Raw genomic sequence first — 16,542 nt, 5'->3', positions numbered from 1 at the left:
TAAATTCCCTTGAAACTTTCCAAGTCTCTTAGAATCTGCAGATTCATAGGGGCAAAATGGGAAAAATTGCAGGGAAGATCGTAACTCACGAAAGGGAATTTGAAGGCACAATCGAATTTGATTCTAGTACGGGGCTCATCACGAATGTAAAAGACGGGATCGATGCCGATGCTCGCCAGTTTTCTGATGGTTCAGTGATTTTTCCTGGTTTCGGCGATATCCACATCCACGCAAGAGAAGATGTGAGTGGGAAACACACTTACAAAGAAGATTTTATCTCAGCTGGTAATGCTGCCATCAACGGTGGTGTGATCCATGTGGCAGATATGCCAAACAATCCAGTTCCGCCTATTGATGATGAAACCTATGCCGCAAAACTTGCGCTCACTAAAAAAGCACCCATCCATATCACTTTGTATGCCGGGATCGGCCCACATACAAAACCATTGGAAAAAAAAGTTCCCTATAAAGTCTTTATGGGCCCTTCCATTGGAGAATTATTTTTTCATGACAATGCTTCTTTAGAAGAAGTCATCAAACATTATGTGGGCCAAGACATTAGTTTCCACTGCGAAGATCCAGAGATTTTAATTGCCAACCAATCACAACCAACACATGAAGAAAGACGCCCCAAAGAAGCAGAAACAGTTGCTACTGATTTTGCTTTGTATTTGATCGAAAAATACAATCTCAAAGGCAAACTTTGCCATTATTCGACAAAAGATGGTCTTTCTAAAATCATCGCTGCTAAAAAACGAGGAGTGAATGTGACTTGCGAAGTGACACCCACTCATTTGATGTTTGATACGGATATGTTAACAGAAACCAATCATAAATGGTTTCAAATGAATCCACCACTTCGTGGTAAAGAAGACCGAGAAGCTATGGTAAAAGGGATTTTAGATGGACATATTGACTATTTGGCAACGGACCATGCCCCCCATTCCATAGAAGAAAAACAAAAAGGCACAAGTGGGATCTCTCAACTTGATACATATGGGTTGTTTGTTACGTATATGATACTCAAACTAAACATTCCTTTACAGACCATAGCAATAATATGTTCCAAAAACCCTGGAGAATTTGTGGCGCCCTACCTTCCTGACCAATTTGGAAGAGGGGTTGGCATTATTAACCAAGGTTATGCGGCTAATTTTTCTATCCTAAATTTAAAAAAACCAGTTGAATTTCAAAAATCAATGGTTAAAAGTAAGTCCGGATGGTCACCCTTTGAAGGGTTCAGTTTTCCTGGATCCATTGAAGCCGTCTACTTTTTAGGCAATGAAATACATGCAAAATGAGCCATTAGGCAGTAAAATTCTCTCTGGACTCACAGTTAAGTCACTCCTTGCCGAATATCCGAATAGTTTTCAAGTATTAGATTGGGAAGGAAATTTTGTTTCTGTTACCGAACGTTTTGCTCGGTTTTTAGAATTTGAACCCAAAGAAATTGTTGGTAAATCCATAGTCGACTTTGCTCATGAAGACGACAAAGAGAACACAAAATATACTTTTGATAGTCTGGGTGAAAATCCGAATATTTTAAACTTTGAAAACCGCCTGGTCACCAACTCTAAAGAAGAGGTGTGGATCATTTGGTTACTCATCCCTTTACGTGAGTCCAAAATCATTTTGGGTTTTGATCGCGATGTCACCATCCAAAAAGACATATCGTTTGAATTCCTACTCCAACAACAAAAGTACAAATCTATTTTTGATAACCTTCCGATGGGGATTGCCATCACGGATGAAAAAGGAAAAATTGTTGAGACCAATAAAACAGCAAGAACCTACTTTAACATCCAGGATGGGGAACTTCTAAATCGGACTTTAAACATTCGTAAATACACTCTCATCCAACCGAATGGAAATAAAATTTATCCAAGAAATTCCAGTCTGATGCGGGCCCTTCGTCACAAAGAAGTGATTCGTAATATGGAAATTGGTCTGATCAAAGAAGATAAAATTACTTGGTTCGATATTTTAGCTACTCCCATTCCTATGGAAAACTTTGGGCTCGCAGTTGCCTTTCTCGACATCACACAAAGAAGGCATGCTGAAGAAAAAATTGCCTACATGGCATTTTTTGACCAACTCACAAACCTTCCTAATCGTAACTCTCTTATTGATAAACTATTTCCTATCTTTGAAGAAGCAAGAAGACACGGAAACCTGGTTGGAGTTCTTGCAATTGATTTGGATAATTTCAAAATCATCAATGATTCCAGAGGCCATGACTTTGGAGATAAAATCATCAAACTAGTTGCTTATCGAATTCGAGAAAGTATACGCGTGTATGATTTGATTAGTAGACAAGGTGGAGATGAATTCACCGTTGTATTACCCGATCTTTCGAACGAACGTGATGCAGCCGTCATTTCAGAATCCATTTTGGATGCAATGACCCATCCTTTTGTCATCGATGGAGAAAGAATTTTTGTAAATATTTCCGTTGGGATCGCCTTATACCCAACAGACGGAAAAGATTCCAACACACTTCTAAAAAATGCAGACAGTGCCCTCAACTTGGCAAAATCCCAAGGCAAAAACTGTTATGTATTTTTTACAGAAGAACTCCAAACCGTAGTCGCAGAACGATTAGAAATCGAAAATCGGATGCGGATTGCCATCATTGAAAATCAATTTACTTTGATGTACCAACCCAAAATTGATCTTTATACAAAAAAACCAACAGGTGTAGAAGCTCTCATTCGTTGGCGTCATCCAGAACGTGGACTGATCTCTCCGAACGTTTTTATTCCTATCTCTGAAGAAACAGGAATGATTTTAGCAATTGGGGAATGGGTGATCAAATCAGCCATCCAAACCATGCGTTATTGGAAAGACGAAGGGGTCAGCGATGTTTCTATGGCGGTCAATATCTCCACCAAACAGTTCAAACATGAAAGACTCATCTCAACCATTGCAGAAAACTTAAAACTATTCAAAGTGGATCCACATGATTTAGAAGTAGAACTTACCGAAAGTTCTGTCATGGAAAATGCTGATGCTGCCGTTCGTACGATGCAAGAGATTCGAAAACTCGGGGCTAAAATCGCCATTGATGATTTTGGAACTGGGTATAGCAGTTTGGGGTATTTGAAAAAACTTCCGATTTCCTCTTTAAAAATTGACCGTTCCTTTGTATCGGAGATTACATCCGACAAAGATTCCAAGACCATCATCCATGCTGTTTCCAATCTAGCACATAACCTTGGTTTGAGTGTGGTTGCGGAAGGTGCGGAAACCGAGGAACAGGTGCAATTACTTGCAGAAAGTGGAGTTGACCTCATCCAAGGATTCTATTTTGCCAAACCGATGACTTCCGAGGATTGCCTTCATTTTCTGAAGACAGAACTTGGAATTTCGGATTGACCCGTTCGCTTTCCCACCGTTTTTATCAATTAAGGATTTCACTTGAAACTTTCAGTTGATTGGTTAAACGAATTTACCCCGCTCTCCCAGATTCCGTTCGAAAAGGTTCTGGAAAAAATTAATACATCCATTTGCGAAATTGATGATGTGGAAGAATTTAAAGTCCACCTATCGTCGGTTATCACTGTCAAAATCAAATCACTGGAAAAACATCCTAATGCGGAAAAACTGCAAACAACCATCGCCACAGATGGTTCCAAGGAATACCAAATTGTCACAGCCGCCACCAATGTAAAGGTAGGTGACATTGTTCCTTTGGCGCTTCCAGGAACCAAACTAGATGGAAAAGAAATTTTAGATTCGGAGCTTAGGGGTGTTCGTTCCCAAGGGATGTATTGTTCCGAAAAAGAATTGGGACTGGCATTAGAATCTTCCGGAGTTTTGATTTTTCCCGCTGACACCAGTCTTGGAATCTCCGTTCGCAAACTTTTTTTATGGGAAGATACCATTCTCACGATTGATAATAAATCCATCACACATAGGCCAGACCTTTGGAATCATTTTGGATTTGCACGTGAACTGGCATCCCAACTCCAATTGCCTTTGAATGATTTTCCTTTCCAAGCAGATACAAAATGGGAATCCGGAAATGAAGGACTAACCGTAGAAAAAACAGACAATGCACACGCATATTATGTTTGTTCCATCCAAAATGTAAACATCACTCCATCGAATACTAAAATCAAATCTAGACTCGAAAAATGTGGAATTCGTTCGATCAATAACGTTGTGGACGTTTCCAATTATCTTTTGTTAGAGCTTGGGCAACCCACACATTTTTTTGACCGCGAAAGATTAAAATCCACATCCTTTTCTGTTGTAAAATCAAAAGATGGTGACTCCTTCCCTTTGTTAGATGATACAACTCCAAAACTTCAAAAAGATCTACTTCTCATTCAAAATGGAAAAGACCCTGTTGCCCTCGCGGGTGTGATGGGAGGAAAGGATTCTGCAGTGATCGATTCTACCAAAAACATAGTGATGGAATCAGCCGTTTTCAAAAGAGAAGATGTTCGTTATACAATTCGTAAAACCAATATCCGTACAGAATCTGCAGTCCGTTATGAAAAAGGTTTAGATAGTTATACTTGTTTGCCAGTCATGAAACGTGCTGTGCAATTATTAAAAGAAAATGGAAATCCAAACATCAAAGTTTATGAACCGCAGGGTTTCAACCAAACAGAATCGAAATCGGTTACAATCCAAACCAATCTAACTTTTCTTCGCCATAAATTAGGTAAAAACATTTCGCAAACCGAAGTCACGGAAATCCTAAACAGACTTGGATTCAAAGTCACAAACAAAGAAGAAGAACTAACAGTTCTTGTTCCTAAATACAGACAAAACTACGATGTTACTATCCCTGAAGATCTTGTGGAAGAAATTGGAAGAACCATCGGTTATGCTTCGATCAAAACCGAAGCCCTTTCTATGGCAGTGGAAACACCAATTCGAAATCCATTACGAGAATTGGAAAGAAGGGTCAAAAACTTCCTCGCTTTAGAAGTGGGATTCAATGAAGTTTATAATTATTCTTTTGCCTCCCCTACTGATTCCAAATTCGAATTTAAAGAAGAAAGTTCGTCTTTAAAAATTGCGAACGAAATGCCCGAGGAATATTCGTTACTTAGAAATAGTTTGTTTCCTGGCCTTCTCAAACAAGCCAAACTCAACCAAGACCGATTCGAATCGGTTAATTTGTTTGAACTAGGTAGAACCTATCATAAAGAAGAAAAAGGACCAGAACTTGCAGAAGAAAGACGTTGGGTGTCGATCCTTTCTCTTTCCAAAAACAAACCTAATGACCTAACAGCGGTTGAATTAGAGTTCTTACAAATTAGAGAAACTATTTCCGAACTTTTCCAATATTTAAACCTACCGAAGTTCGAATGGGCAAAAACGAATCGAAACTACCTCCATCCTAACGCGGGACTTGTTCTTTCTTATGATGGAACAGAAATTGTCGAATTAGGAATCCTTCACACGCGTTATGCGGATGAATATGATTTAAAACGCAGAGCCATTCTTTCTAAAATCAATATGGAAAAGTTAGTGGAAGTTTGGGAAAAATACGGAAGAAATTCACATTTTGTTCCACCATCTAATTTTCCCCAAGGCCAATTGGATCTATCCTTACTCATGAATGCAAAAGACTCAACTGAGTCTTTTGCCAACTTAGTACAAACAATGAAGATTCCAGAGTTAGAATCAGTGTTTGTACAAACCATCTTTAAGGGTGAGACTGTTGGTGAAGGAAAAAAATCTGTTACCTATCGTTTTAAACTTATGTCCTATGACAAAACGTTTACCCAAGAAAGATTTAAAGAACTTTCGGATTCCCTCGTAGAAACAGCAAAAGCGAACGGATATAACTTAAGATAAATTTGCTTTGACAAGTCCCGATTTTTATCGGGAAATCATCCGAGTTTATGCGGGCAGTCCTAACAGTCATTTTGTCGGGTTTGGCATTGTCCTGTTCCCGATTGGAAATTCAAAAATCGATCACTGATGATAGTTTTGTTCCGCAAAAAATAGATTATGCGATCTCTTCCGCCATTGATGTTAATTTTCAAAAACTTCGTTGGACTCCGATATTTAAAAACAACTTAAGTTTGGGTTTCCAATCAGACCATGTATACCTTAGGATCAAAGCAACCAACCAAACTTCCGCAAACAAACTGATTCTCGATTTAGGAAATCCACATTTAGATTTTGTTCGAGTGTATGAAGATGGAAATCCCGAACCCGTGAAAGAAGGTGGTGATTTTATTGCCCATTCTCATTGGGATGCGTTTTCCAAATCCATTGCTTTCGAATTGGATTGGAAAGAAAATGAAACCAAAACACTTATTTTAGAAACAAAGTCTTCATCAAATGTAAGTTATTTGATTCGTTTTTATTCCAAAGATACTTTTTATTTAAAAGAAAATCTAGAAAATACAATTCTCGGATTCTTTTACGGAACCATATTCATTATGGTAATTTACAATTTATTCATTTATTTTATCTTAAAAGAAAAAGCATACATCACTTATTCCATATCCATTTTTTTTAATTTGGCCTTACAGATGTATTTGAATGGAATATTAAATCAAGTAATCACTCTTGATCATCCAGAAATTCACAATCGAATTGGTAGTATCATTGTCACCTGTTCAGCCGTATCTGGTTGGACTTTTGCTCAACAAACATTGAATCTACGAGAATTAAATCCCTGGTCTCACAGACTCATCCAATCTTTAAAAATTATTGTTTTATTTTATATTTTGATTCCTTATTCTTATTTGCCCATTGCCATCGCTGTTCGTTTAGGAAATTTCATAGCACAATTGTTTGTTGTTTCAGTTTTAATTGTTGCATTAGTAAATTATAGCACAGGAAACAAACAAGCTAGATTATTTCTTATTGGATGGGTTACATTATTATTTGGAATTTTGATGTATACCTTAATGCAAAACGGCATCCTACCTGTGAATGCATTTACAATTTATGGAAACCAAATTGGATCTACATTAGAAGCCGGAATTTTATCATTGGCTCTTGCAAATAAAATCAATGAACTCAAAGAAGAAAAAGCCAGTACACAAGCAGAGGCCCTTGTTACACTCGAAGAAAAAGTAAGAGAACGCACCAAAACTTTAGATGAGTCATTAAATCTGATCAAAAAGGATTTGAATGTTGCAAAAAAAATTCAAAAGACTCTGTTTTCAGATATCAAAACCAGTGATCCCAGAATCCATTTCCATTCCTATTACCAATCGATGTCAGAAGTGGGTGGTGATTTTTATGACCTAACACAGGTAAAACCAGACTACTACAGAATTTTTGTGGCCGATGCGACAGGACACGGAATCCAAGCAGCCCTAATCACAATGGCAATTAAAGCCGAATACGAATCACTCAAAATGATTTATGACCATCCTGATGATTTGGTATTTCATATGAACCAAATCTTTATCAATAAATATAGTAATATCCAAACCATATTTACTTGTTCAGTTTGCGATATTGACCTGAAAAACAAAATCCTGTTGTATGCTTCCGCTGGACATCCAGACCAAATTCACCAAAGAGTTTATGACATCAAACTCCTTCCAAGGACTGGAAAAATCATTGGTTTAATGGATCATACCCAATACCGAATCATTGAACACCAAATTGAAGAAGGAGATCGAATCTTTTTGTTCACTGATGGAATTTTTGAACAATTCAATGAAGAAAAAGAACTCTTTGGGGAAGACCGGTTGTATGAAATTTTAAAAGAGAACCTAAAGATGAGTTTGGATCACACAATGGCAAAAGTACTCAGTGAACTAGCTTCGTTTACGGAAGGGGATGTAAAACAAGACGACATTACATTTATCGGTTGCGAAATACAAAGTCTAGGCTGATTTTGATATCCATGTCTTATTCTGAAATTCCTATTTTTGAAAAACCATTCATCCATCCTTCCGCTACTGCTTTTGGTATGGTAGAATACGGAACTTCCGTCTCATTATGGCCGGGTGCAGTAGTGCGAGCCGATATGAACACAATCAAATTAGGAAATTACGTCAATATTCAAGACAACTCAACTCTCCACACAGATTCTTCAAGCCCTATATCAATCGGCGAATGGACATTAGTTGGTCATAACGTAATGATTCATGGATGTAAAATAGGGAAAGGTGTTCTTGTTGGGATTGGTTCCATCGTTCTTGACAATGCAGAAATTGGAGATGGTTCACAAATTGCAGCAGGATGTATGATCCGAGGTGGAAAAAAAATCCCGCCCCGATCCCTTGTGGTTCCCGACGGATCTGATATCAAAATTTTTCCAGGCAAAGCAAAACCAGAATTAACGGTAGCTGGTTGTATTGAATATGCTCATCTTTCCATTCGTTTTGAAAAAAATATTTTTGTGCCCTTTCAAAAAGAAGAAGAAGTTCATTTTGTTAACCAAGCAAAAGAAATCATCACAAAGTTAGGCATCTAAAAGATACAAATCTGCTTAGGGATTGTCTAACTGATATATTTTTTATGAAAAAAATTATAGATAAAATCAAAGTATTAGGAATTTTTTCCATTACCCAAACTGTTTTTCAAATTGGAACGGTTCTGATCATGTCCGTATCAGCCTTGGCCGGCCAAAGTATCGCACCCTCTCCGGAATCTGCATCTTTACCCATTTCCTTTGTTATTTTAGGAACCCTACTTGGACTTGTTCCTGCCTCAAGAATTATGAAATGGAAAGGAAGTAAGTTTGGGTTACTCACAGGAACTGTGATTGGAATTTTGGGTGCGACTCTTGTTGCTTACGCAATGTATGAAAGAAATTTTTTACTTTTCTCAATCGCACACTTGTTATATGGCTTTCATCAGTCTTTTGTTCAATACTTACGATTTGTTGCCATGGAATCAGTTCCCACTCATGACCGAGCCAGTGCACTGTCATGGATTTTAATTGCTGGAATTCCAGCAGCATTTCTTGGCCCATTAGCAGGACTTCACGGAATTCAATTAATCCCAAGTTCCTTATTTTTAGGATCTTATTTGATACTAATTCTGAGTTTGTCATTCCAATTTCTCTTTATTAGTTTTCTTCCAACACCTTCCAGACCAACAAACGAAGGTCATATAATAGAAACACAAACCTCACCAAGAGAATCTGTCAGGCCCCTCTCCTATCATATCAAAAACTTTGGACTTTGGGTTTCTGTTTTAGCAACTGCCTTTAGTTTTGGACTGATGGCGATGCTTATGTCAGCGTTACCTGTAGCCATGAAAACTCATGGTCATGAAATGCACGCCTCCGCTACTGTTTTGCAATGGCATGTATTAGGAATGTACATTCCTTCTTTTTTTTCCGGACAATTGGTACGAAAAATGACGGCTCCCTATTTGATTCTACTCGGTATTTTTGTAATGGGTTTAGAAAGTTTTGCAGCTCTCCAGGGAACAGATTTTATACCGTTCGCGGTGGCCCTCGTTCTATTAGGAGTCGGTTGGAATTTTATGTATGTGGGAGGGACAAACCTACTAGTGGAACAATACCATCCTCCAGAAAAAAATACCATTCAAGCCATTAACGATACAATTGTTTATTCCATGGCTATTCTCTCCACATATAGCGCAGGTTATTTGGAAAATAAAATAGGTTGGCTTCGTTTGAATCTAGTAAGTATTCCTTTTTTAGTTTTGATAACCATTTTAATTTTTGTTTATATAGAACGTAATCGACGAAAATCAAAAGTTTTTAGTTAAATAATCTTTCTTCCGGCTTTGATTTTGGCTGCAAATTCTTTCGCCATCTCAATCCGGAGTTTCCCTTCAGCAAATCTGCGTTTTTCCAAATCTGTTTCTAGTTTTAAGGGAGGAACAGGACAAGGTTTTTTATTTTGATCGAGAGCAACAAACGAAAGATAAGCGGTAGTTGCTCTCACCATTTCACCTGTATACGGATTTTCCCGATTCACTTGTACTCCTACTTCCATTGAAGTAGTCCCGACATAGTTCACCATTGCTTTCAAATTAACATGATCACCAATTTGAATCGGTGTAATAAAATTAATTCGATCAATACTGACGGTCACAGCTTCTCGACCAGAGTGCCTTTGTGCAGACATCGCACCAATCGAATCAATCCAACTCATAATGGCACCACCAAATGCTGTTCCGTAATGGTTGGCATCGTTGGGCAGTACAAGGTGTCTCGTTTCTACTGCGGAGTCCTGGGGTGACTTGGCTGGTAAATCATTAGTATTCGTCACAATGAGGATAAGTTAGTCTTGACCAATCGTCGAGGAAAGGCTTTTTTAAGGTTTCTTTGAGAAGTTCTAATCGTCAAATAAGAAGCAAATGGTAGTAGAGAAACGGCACTATGTCTATTGGACGAAGTTTAGAAAGGACACAAGTCCACTACTCCGTCGATTTTTACTGATAGCCTCTGCCTTATTTATTGTGGCTGCGATTTTACATATCCTACCATTTTTTACAAACCAAGGAGAAATCGATTATCTATTCTTTTTTGTAGATTTAGGAATCTCCGCTGTTTTATATCTAGAATATCTATTAAAAAACAAAGTCCCTCTAATCATTCGAGTTTTCAGCTTAATTAGTACTGCTGTTTTTATTTCCGTTCTGTCTTTTGTAAGAAGTGGGTTACTCGGAACAGGTGAAATATCTTTAGCATTTATTATCGTTTCTTTTTTTGTTTTTCTTCCACCTATCCTTAGTTTGGTTTCCTCTTTATTAATTTCCATTCTTCCTGCAATCGTCGGTGTAACCGTCTATTTCTCTTGGATTCAGTTTCCGGAAGTATTAGGAATCCGAAATAACAGCCCAAGAGAATGGTATTTTAAATCGATTAGCCTTATTATATTTTCCATTCTAAGTGGGTTTTTAATCCAAAGATTAAGAGCCAAATTAATTAAAAACATAGTTTATCTAAAAGAATCCCGAAGTAAAATTCTAAATACAAAAAAACATATTGATAAATTAGCATTTTACGATTCTTTAACTCACCTACCGAATCGATATCTATTCGAAAAACTTATTAAAAGTAGAATTGAATTAGCGAAACCAGAAACATTCCTTTTGTTAATCAACATTAAAGGCCTCAAAGTAATCAACGCTTTGCACGGAATCAGCTTTGGAGACCAGATACTTGCACTCATAGGAAGTGTCCTAAAACAATTTACCGAAGAAAGACCTGATACGTTGGTGGCAAGTTTAGGTGGTGATGAATTCATACTTTGGATTGAAAATTCCACAAAAACAAAAATCGAAAATGCTATTGTAAGGTTTGATTTAAATAACAATCAAATCCTAACACCTGAACGTCTGGGACATAGATTACAATACCGAGTTTCTGGTGTCCAGTTTCCGGAAGATGCAAATCATTTAGACGAAGTCATACGTAAACTTTCCATCGCCATGAATGTAGCAAGGGAAGAAACCCTAACAAAATTAGTTTGGTTTCAATCCGGAATGGAATCAAAAATTGAAAGGGAACAAAAATTAAAAATATATTTAGAAAAAGCAATCAACGAACAAAACTTTAAAATTGCTTATCAAGAAAAAGTAGATATCAGTAATAAAAAAACTATAGGACTCGAGGCACTTGCACGATGGAACGCCCCTGAATTTGGGAATGTACCCCCTGATGAATTCATTCCCATAATCACCAAATCAGAGTTAATCGTACCTTTCGGAAAATGTATTTTCGAAAAAGTAATTTCTCATATTCCGAAATTACTTGAATCTTATGGAAAACAGATCCAGGTCTCAATTAATATTTCACCTATTTTCTTTTTATATCCAAACTTTAATGAATACATCACTCATTGTTTGTCAGAAAATCTAATTGATCCCAAAAATATAATATTTGAAATCACCGAAGATGTATTTATAGATGAAATAGAAACGATACAAAGAATTGTATCCGAACTTAGATCTAAAGGAATTTCTGTTTCCTTAGACGATTTTGGAAAAGGTTATTCCTCCCTCCATTATATGCAAAAAATTCAGTTCGATGAATTAAAAATTGATAAATCTTTCTTAGATGATATTGCAAACTCCGATAGAAATTTTCTACTTCTAGAATCCATATGTCACCTGGCTGATTCCTTAGGTCTAAAAACCATAGCAGAAGGCATTGAAAATGAAGCACAACTCATTCGCCTAAAACAAACTTCTTGCCATGTTGTCCAGGGTTATCTATATTCAAGACCGGAAATTCTTTTTGATTAATAGCCTCTAAACCTAAATATCGATTCTATTTTTCATTCTTTCCGAGTTGCAGAGAAAAATCAAATCTCAAAATATATCCTCTATGGGACAAGGCCATAATCATTCCAATCACGATCATCACTCACACGATCATAGCCATCATCATACATCTTCATCTTCTAAAAATTTAGCCTGGGCCTTTGCACTTAACTTAAGTTTTTCTATCTTAGAATTGGCTGGGGGGATTTTTTCCAATAGTATTGCCATTATCTCAGATTCCTTCCATGACTTTGGTGATGCTTTGTCTTTAGCCCTTGTTTGGTATCTCCAAAAAATTTCAACAAAACCAAAAGATAATTATTTTGATTATGGATACAAAAGATTTTCAATATTAGGTGCACTCATTATATCGGTAATTCTTTCCGTTGGATCTATATTTATGATCATTGAGTCTGTTAAAAGATTCATCACACCAGAGGAAACTAAGGCAGATGTTATGTTTATCCTTGCGGTCATTGGAGTGATCGTAAATGGAGTTGCCATGCTTCGACTCAATCACGGTAAATCCTTATCTGAGAAAGCAGTATTCCTTCATTTTTTGGAAGATATCCTTGGTTGGATTGCCGTTCTAATCGGTAGTATTGTTATGATGTTTTTTACTCTACCTTGGTTTGATCCGTTACTTTCCATGGCCATTGCTCTCTGGATCCTATGGAACGCTTATGGAAATATAAAACAGGTAATGGGTGTTATGTTACAAGCAGTTCCGCATTCAATTGATCGAGATGAATTGATCCAAAATTGGGAAAAAATTACGGGAGTTCAATCCATCCATGATATCAAAATTTGGAGTTTGGATGGAAATCATCATGTAGCATCCCTACACGTCCTAATCAACAAATCAGTTAAACTAAACGAATTTTCAAAGATCAAAGAGAAAATTCGAAAGGTTGCATCAAAATTTGAAATCATACATACAACCATCGAACTAGAAACAGACGCTGAGCAATGTAAATTACATTCAGACTGAACACATAGACACAAATCTTTCCAATGATTGGATTCTTTTGATCCAGTCTAAAATTTTCGGATAAGAAGATAAATCAAAACCACCCTCATCTGCCACATGTGTATATGCAAACAAAGAGATATCTGCAGTTGTTACCTGATCTCCAGCCAAATACGATGTTTTCTTCAACTGAGTTTCCATAACTTTCAAAGCATTATGACCCCCCGCTTGTTTTGATTCGTATTCGGCACGTCTTTCTTCCGGAATTCCCAAATAATGTTTAATATACCTAGCAACCGCGATATACGGTTCATGACTATATTGTTCAAAAAACTGCCACTGGAATACCTTAGCTCTTTCAAAGGGATCTTTAGGAATCAGATCACTTCCTTCTGCTAAAAAATTTAGAATCGCATTGGACTCAGATAAAATCCTTCCATCGTCACAAATAAGAATTGGGATTTTTCCATTTGGATTCATCTGCAAAAAAGAATCTGTTTTAGTTTCTCCCTTCTTAGTATCAATTCCCTGCCATTCATAAGGTATTTGTAAGAAAGAAGTAACAAGAATAAGTTTGTAACTATTGCCTGATTGTTTATCACCGTAAATTTTCATTTTCCTTCCTATAAAGATTCGGTAAAAATCTTTCGAACTGTCCCACCTCTTCGATATTATGTTTGATCCAGTGAAAACCGTGTTGTTTGTCAAAAAACAAAAATTCAAAGATTGGTCGTATCAGTTTAAAACTAAATCCCTTCCATCCAACGATCAAACAATTTTCATAACTAGTTCCTTCGGCACTGTCCTTAAAACTATATTCCATTCTTGCTATGGGTAAAAAACCATACAGTTTTGGATTATGAATGAATCCTTCTTCATCTAATTTTTCAATGGGGCTTACCACATTCACTAAATAGTTCTTTTTCCTTCCTAAATACTCTACAATTCGAAGTTCTGCTCCGGGCCCAACACTTCCATCGATTTTTCGTTTTTCATAGCTGACATGCACATGGTCTTCTGGGTGCCAAACATGATATCGATTGTAAGTCTTTCCTTCATATTCAATATCACCTTCCAAATGTTGAAACCACCAAGCTAACATTTTCGGTCGAACTCCTTTGATCGTGTCATGTCGAATCCAATATTTGACTCGTCCATCCGCGAGCACCTCCCTTCCCGATTCAGCAGATTCCACAGATTTCCTGTTCCACTGAATTTCTAATTTTGGCAGTAATCCCAACTTAACCTTTTTCATACCGATTTCCTCAGTATAGTAAACGCTATACTTCGCAATTTCTATGTAAAGTAATTACTATACAAAAAATCAATCGAAAAATTTGACGGGTTATAAAAAATGAATCCAAACGGACAACTTTGACATAATGAAACTGACCTTAAAATTACTACAAAATGAATTGATTGCGTACAAAAATCCACAATCGGACAAAGAACGAGATATTATTCAAGCTGCAGAAGATGTTTTTGCCGAAGTAGGATTTACCGGGGCCACAACGGCGGAGTTAGCCAAAAGAGCAGGTGTTACAGAACGTACGCTCTTTAAATACTTTCCCTCCAAGTTTGATTTATACAAAAGAATTCTTGCAGGTTTACTTTTATCTACAATTATTCCCGGACATATGTCGGACCTAAAAGAAAGATTAGAATCTTTAAAACCGAACTTCAAGGATTGGTATATTTCTATTTTAAAGGCAAGATTTGAAGCAGTCTCCAAAGAACCAAAAAAATTAAAACTATTGCTTGGCGCTCTTCTTTTCTCCAAGGAGTTCTCTGAAATCTTTGGTAATCTTTGGAAGATCAATTTATTCGATACCTCAGTTGATGCCATCCGATACTTTCAAGAGATAGGAGAAATCAGAAAAGACATCGATGCCAACCAAATCGTAAGAGCATCCTTTAGTCTTGGCGCCAGTTTCTTAATTACAAAATTTGTCTTGGCGCCAAAATTACTAATGAATCCAAATGAGGAAATTGAAACACTATTTGAAATTTTTTATAATGGAATTACAAAAGACCAATCATGATCAAATGGATAACCTTGAACGAAACTAAACTTAAAGTTCTTTATTCAAAAAGTTCCATCAAATTTAATTCACTGATTGGTTTTAAATTTTAAATATGAATTACATTTTTCCATTTTGGTTCGTGTTTATTTTACTTTATTTCGCTTGTCTGTTTTTTGTTTTTTAGGTAATAACAAGGTTACTTTTCCCTTAGTTAATAAATGATTGGCTATCTCTTCAATGCCCATATCATTCCCTAAGAAATAATCCAGTCTTCCTTCTCCAGTAATTGCATTTCCTCTATCGTGAACAAATACCAAATGATTGTTTACTGATTCATGATTGGATTGAAAGGAAAGAAGGATAGGAAATCCTAATGGAATTTGTTTGTCCATTGCAACGGAACGAAAAGGAACCAACCGAATACCGCCACTCCCCAGTGGTCGAAGCCTATCTTCATTTGTCTTGAAATTTGATAGTGTTTCTTTCTCAAAGAATATATACCTTGGGTTTTTGAGTATTGCCTCAGTAACTTCTTTTGGTTTTAATAGGATACAATTTGATAAATGATAAGGTTTTAGACTAGGACAAATTCCCTGAAGAAAAATAGAAGGACTAATATAATTCTGACCGTTATCAGCAGCATAATTGATTCGGAAAGATTCGTTTGTATCTGTTTGAACAAGAGCAGATCCTTCCAGTTGTGCTAAATGTAAATCTGTCAAACGTAAGAACACAATAGGTTTAGAATATTTTTCCCAAATAGCTTTAAATTTCCATCTCTCTCTTGGAAAGTGCATTGGATTTTCTGTCGTTGTGTAATCTGACTTCAGTGTGGGAGGAGACAATGCTGGATATTGATATTCACCTTCTGGCTGATTTTTTCCATTAATTCGTACTTCATAATATCCTGTTATTGTAGGTGCACCATCATCTGGACTTAAATCAATTAGTTTAAATTTTTTTTGTATTTCATTCTGAAGTTGAAGATCCGAAGAGTCATGGACTATGTTTTGAAGCTCAACTAAAGACTTCAGTATTTCTCTGTTTGTATATTCCTCTTCTAAAAAGCGAATTTTTGTATCCTCAGACATTCGTTTAAAATACAAGATCGACTCCTGTATGGCCGCCTCAAGATTCGCAGATTGAGAAAAAAGTGGAATTTTTAGGTTTCTGGAGTGGGTTTGGTTCTCTACGGGTTGAGAAAATAAAGAGAATGTCGAAAGAAAGCCGATCACCAAAAACAATGAGTTTCTTTGGATCATCAGGTGAAAAGGAAAGTGCGTTTCTTTTTTCAACGGATCACTTTTACCCATCATAGAAGAATGTTTCGTTTACAGCTAAGATTCTGAAAACCAATAAAAAGAT

General features: G+C 36.7%; 13 protein-coding genes. 9 read left to right on the top strand and 4 right to left on the bottom strand.

Going from position 1 to position 16,542, the window contains the following annotated elements; all coding sequences use genetic code 11:
- The first annotated feature begins 56 nt into the window (after nucleotides 1-56).
- From EHQ49_RS03370 to EHQ49_RS03345, 6 genes are read left to right on the top strand one after another with little or no spacing between them, the layout of a single operon-like run.
- On the top strand, nucleotides 57-1,301 hold the full coding sequence (locus EHQ49_RS03370; RefSeq protein WP_135576334.1) for an amidohydrolase family protein: 1,245 nt from the start codon (nucleotides 57-59) through the stop codon (nucleotides 1,299-1,301).
- A complete protein-coding gene (locus EHQ49_RS03365) occupies nucleotides 1,282-3,375 on the top strand; it encodes a sensor domain-containing protein (RefSeq protein ID WP_244241321.1) in 2,094 nt (697 codons plus the stop codon). The genes EHQ49_RS03370 and EHQ49_RS03365 overlap by 20 nt, the downstream gene beginning before the upstream one ends.
- A gap of 42 nt (nucleotides 3,376-3,417) precedes the next feature.
- The gene (gene pheT, locus EHQ49_RS03360) at nucleotides 3,418-5,817 is read left to right on the top strand and encodes a phenylalanine--tRNA ligase subunit beta (RefSeq protein WP_135576332.1); all 2,400 of its coding nucleotides are present in this window, start codon (nucleotides 3,418-3,420) and stop codon (nucleotides 5,815-5,817) included.
- 47 nt (nucleotides 5,818-5,864) lie between these two features.
- A complete protein-coding gene (locus tag EHQ49_RS03355; protein ID WP_135576330.1) occupies nucleotides 5,865-7,826 on the top strand; it encodes a 7TM diverse intracellular signaling domain-containing protein in 1,962 nt (653 codons plus the stop codon).
- A 26-nt stretch (nucleotides 7,827-7,852) separates the two neighbouring features.
- A complete protein-coding gene (locus EHQ49_RS03350) occupies nucleotides 7,853-8,410 on the top strand; it encodes a gamma carbonic anhydrase family protein (RefSeq protein WP_425269829.1) in 558 nt (185 codons plus the stop codon).
- A 44-nt stretch (nucleotides 8,411-8,454) separates the two neighbouring features.
- Nucleotides 8,455-9,678: an MFS transporter gene (locus tag EHQ49_RS03345; RefSeq protein ID WP_135576325.1), complete on the top strand. Its 1,224-nt coding sequence runs from the start codon at nucleotides 8,455-8,457 to the stop codon at nucleotides 9,676-9,678.
- On the opposite strand, the gene EHQ49_RS03340 is transcribed toward EHQ49_RS03345, so the two are convergent.
- Nucleotides 9,675-10,184, bottom strand: coding sequence for an acyl-CoA thioesterase (locus tag EHQ49_RS03340; RefSeq protein ID WP_135576323.1), 510 nt, complete (start codon nucleotides 10,182-10,184; stop codon nucleotides 9,675-9,677). The two genes, EHQ49_RS03345 and EHQ49_RS03340, sit on opposite strands and share 4 nt — an antisense overlap.
- Nucleotides 10,185-10,272: 88 nt before the next feature.
- Here EHQ49_RS03340 and EHQ49_RS03335 point away from each other — a divergent pair, with 88 nt between their 5' ends.
- The gene (locus EHQ49_RS03335) at nucleotides 10,273-12,165 is read left to right on the top strand and encodes a putative bifunctional diguanylate cyclase/phosphodiesterase (protein ID WP_135576320.1); all 1,893 of its coding nucleotides are present in this window, start codon (nucleotides 10,273-10,275) and stop codon (nucleotides 12,163-12,165) included.
- Between the two features lie 82 nt (nucleotides 12,166-12,247).
- Nucleotides 12,248-13,174 carry a cation diffusion facilitator family transporter gene (locus tag EHQ49_RS03330; RefSeq protein WP_135576318.1) on the top strand — a complete coding sequence of 309 codons (927 nt, stop codon included), beginning with the start codon at nucleotides 12,248-12,250 and terminating at the stop codon, nucleotides 13,172-13,174.
- On the opposite strand, the gene EHQ49_RS03325 is transcribed toward EHQ49_RS03330, so the two are convergent.
- Together EHQ49_RS03325 and EHQ49_RS03320 are read right to left on the bottom strand one after the other, a co-directional pair.
- Nucleotides 13,166-13,768 (bottom strand): glutathione S-transferase family protein, encoded by a 603-nt coding sequence (locus tag EHQ49_RS03325; protein WP_135576317.1) that lies wholly within the window; start codon nucleotides 13,766-13,768, stop codon nucleotides 13,166-13,168. The genes EHQ49_RS03330 and EHQ49_RS03325 overlap by 9 nt on opposite strands.
- Nucleotides 13,752-14,408 carry a DAPG hydrolase family protein gene (locus EHQ49_RS03320; RefSeq protein WP_135576315.1) on the bottom strand — a complete coding sequence of 219 codons (657 nt, stop codon included), beginning with the start codon at nucleotides 14,406-14,408 and terminating at the stop codon, nucleotides 13,752-13,754. The genes EHQ49_RS03325 and EHQ49_RS03320 overlap by 17 nt, the downstream gene beginning before the upstream one ends.
- 127 nt (nucleotides 14,409-14,535) lie before the next feature.
- Between EHQ49_RS03320 and EHQ49_RS03315 the strand changes: the two genes are divergently transcribed.
- The gene (locus EHQ49_RS03315) at nucleotides 14,536-15,195 is read left to right on the top strand and encodes a TetR/AcrR family transcriptional regulator (RefSeq protein ID WP_135576313.1); all 660 of its coding nucleotides are present in this window, start codon (nucleotides 14,536-14,538) and stop codon (nucleotides 15,193-15,195) included.
- Between the two features lie 125 nt (nucleotides 15,196-15,320).
- Here the strand turns inward: EHQ49_RS03315 and EHQ49_RS03310 are convergent, their stop codons facing one another.
- Nucleotides 15,321-16,283, bottom strand: coding sequence for an MltA domain-containing protein (locus EHQ49_RS03310; protein WP_244241320.1), 963 nt, complete (start codon nucleotides 16,281-16,283; stop codon nucleotides 15,321-15,323).
- Nucleotides 16,284-16,542: the final 259 nt, after the last annotated feature.

This window comes from Leptospira perdikensis (assembly GCF_004769575.1).
Taxonomy (GTDB): domain Bacteria; phylum Spirochaetota; class Leptospiria; order Leptospirales; family Leptospiraceae; genus Leptospira_A; species Leptospira_A perdikensis.
The sequence above is the reverse complement of the archived record's forward strand: the minus strand, read 5'-3'. Positions and strand labels throughout refer to the sequence as shown.

Excerpts from the sequence above, each read along its gene's own strand:
- EHQ49_RS03335 (WP_135576320.1), top strand. The coding sequence starts at position 10,273 with ATGGTAGTAGAGAAACGGCACTATGTCTATTGGACGAAGTTTAGAAAG.
- EHQ49_RS03330 (WP_135576318.1), top strand. The coding sequence starts at position 12,248 with ATGGGACAAGGCCATAATCATTCCAATCACGATCATCACTCACACGAT.
- EHQ49_RS03365 (WP_244241321.1), top strand. The coding sequence starts at position 1,282 with ATGAAATACATGCAAAATGAGCCATTAGGCAGTAAAATTCTCTCTGGA.
- EHQ49_RS03370 (WP_135576334.1), top strand. The coding sequence starts at position 57 with ATGGGAAAAATTGCAGGGAAGATCGTAACTCACGAAAGGGAATTTGAA.
- EHQ49_RS03315 (WP_135576313.1), top strand. The coding sequence starts at position 14,536 with ATGAAACTGACCTTAAAATTACTACAAAATGAATTGATTGCGTACAAA.
- EHQ49_RS03325 (WP_135576317.1), bottom strand. The coding sequence starts at position 13,768 with ATGAAAATTTACGGTGATAAACAATCAGGCAATAGTTACAAACTTATT.
- EHQ49_RS03355 (WP_135576330.1), top strand. The coding sequence starts at position 5,865 with ATGCGGGCAGTCCTAACAGTCATTTTGTCGGGTTTGGCATTGTCCTGT.
- EHQ49_RS03320 (WP_135576315.1), bottom strand. The coding sequence starts at position 14,408 with ATGAAAAAGGTTAAGTTGGGATTACTGCCAAAATTAGAAATTCAGTGG.
- EHQ49_RS03345 (WP_135576325.1), top strand. The coding sequence starts at position 8,455 with ATGAAAAAAATTATAGATAAAATCAAAGTATTAGGAATTTTTTCCATT.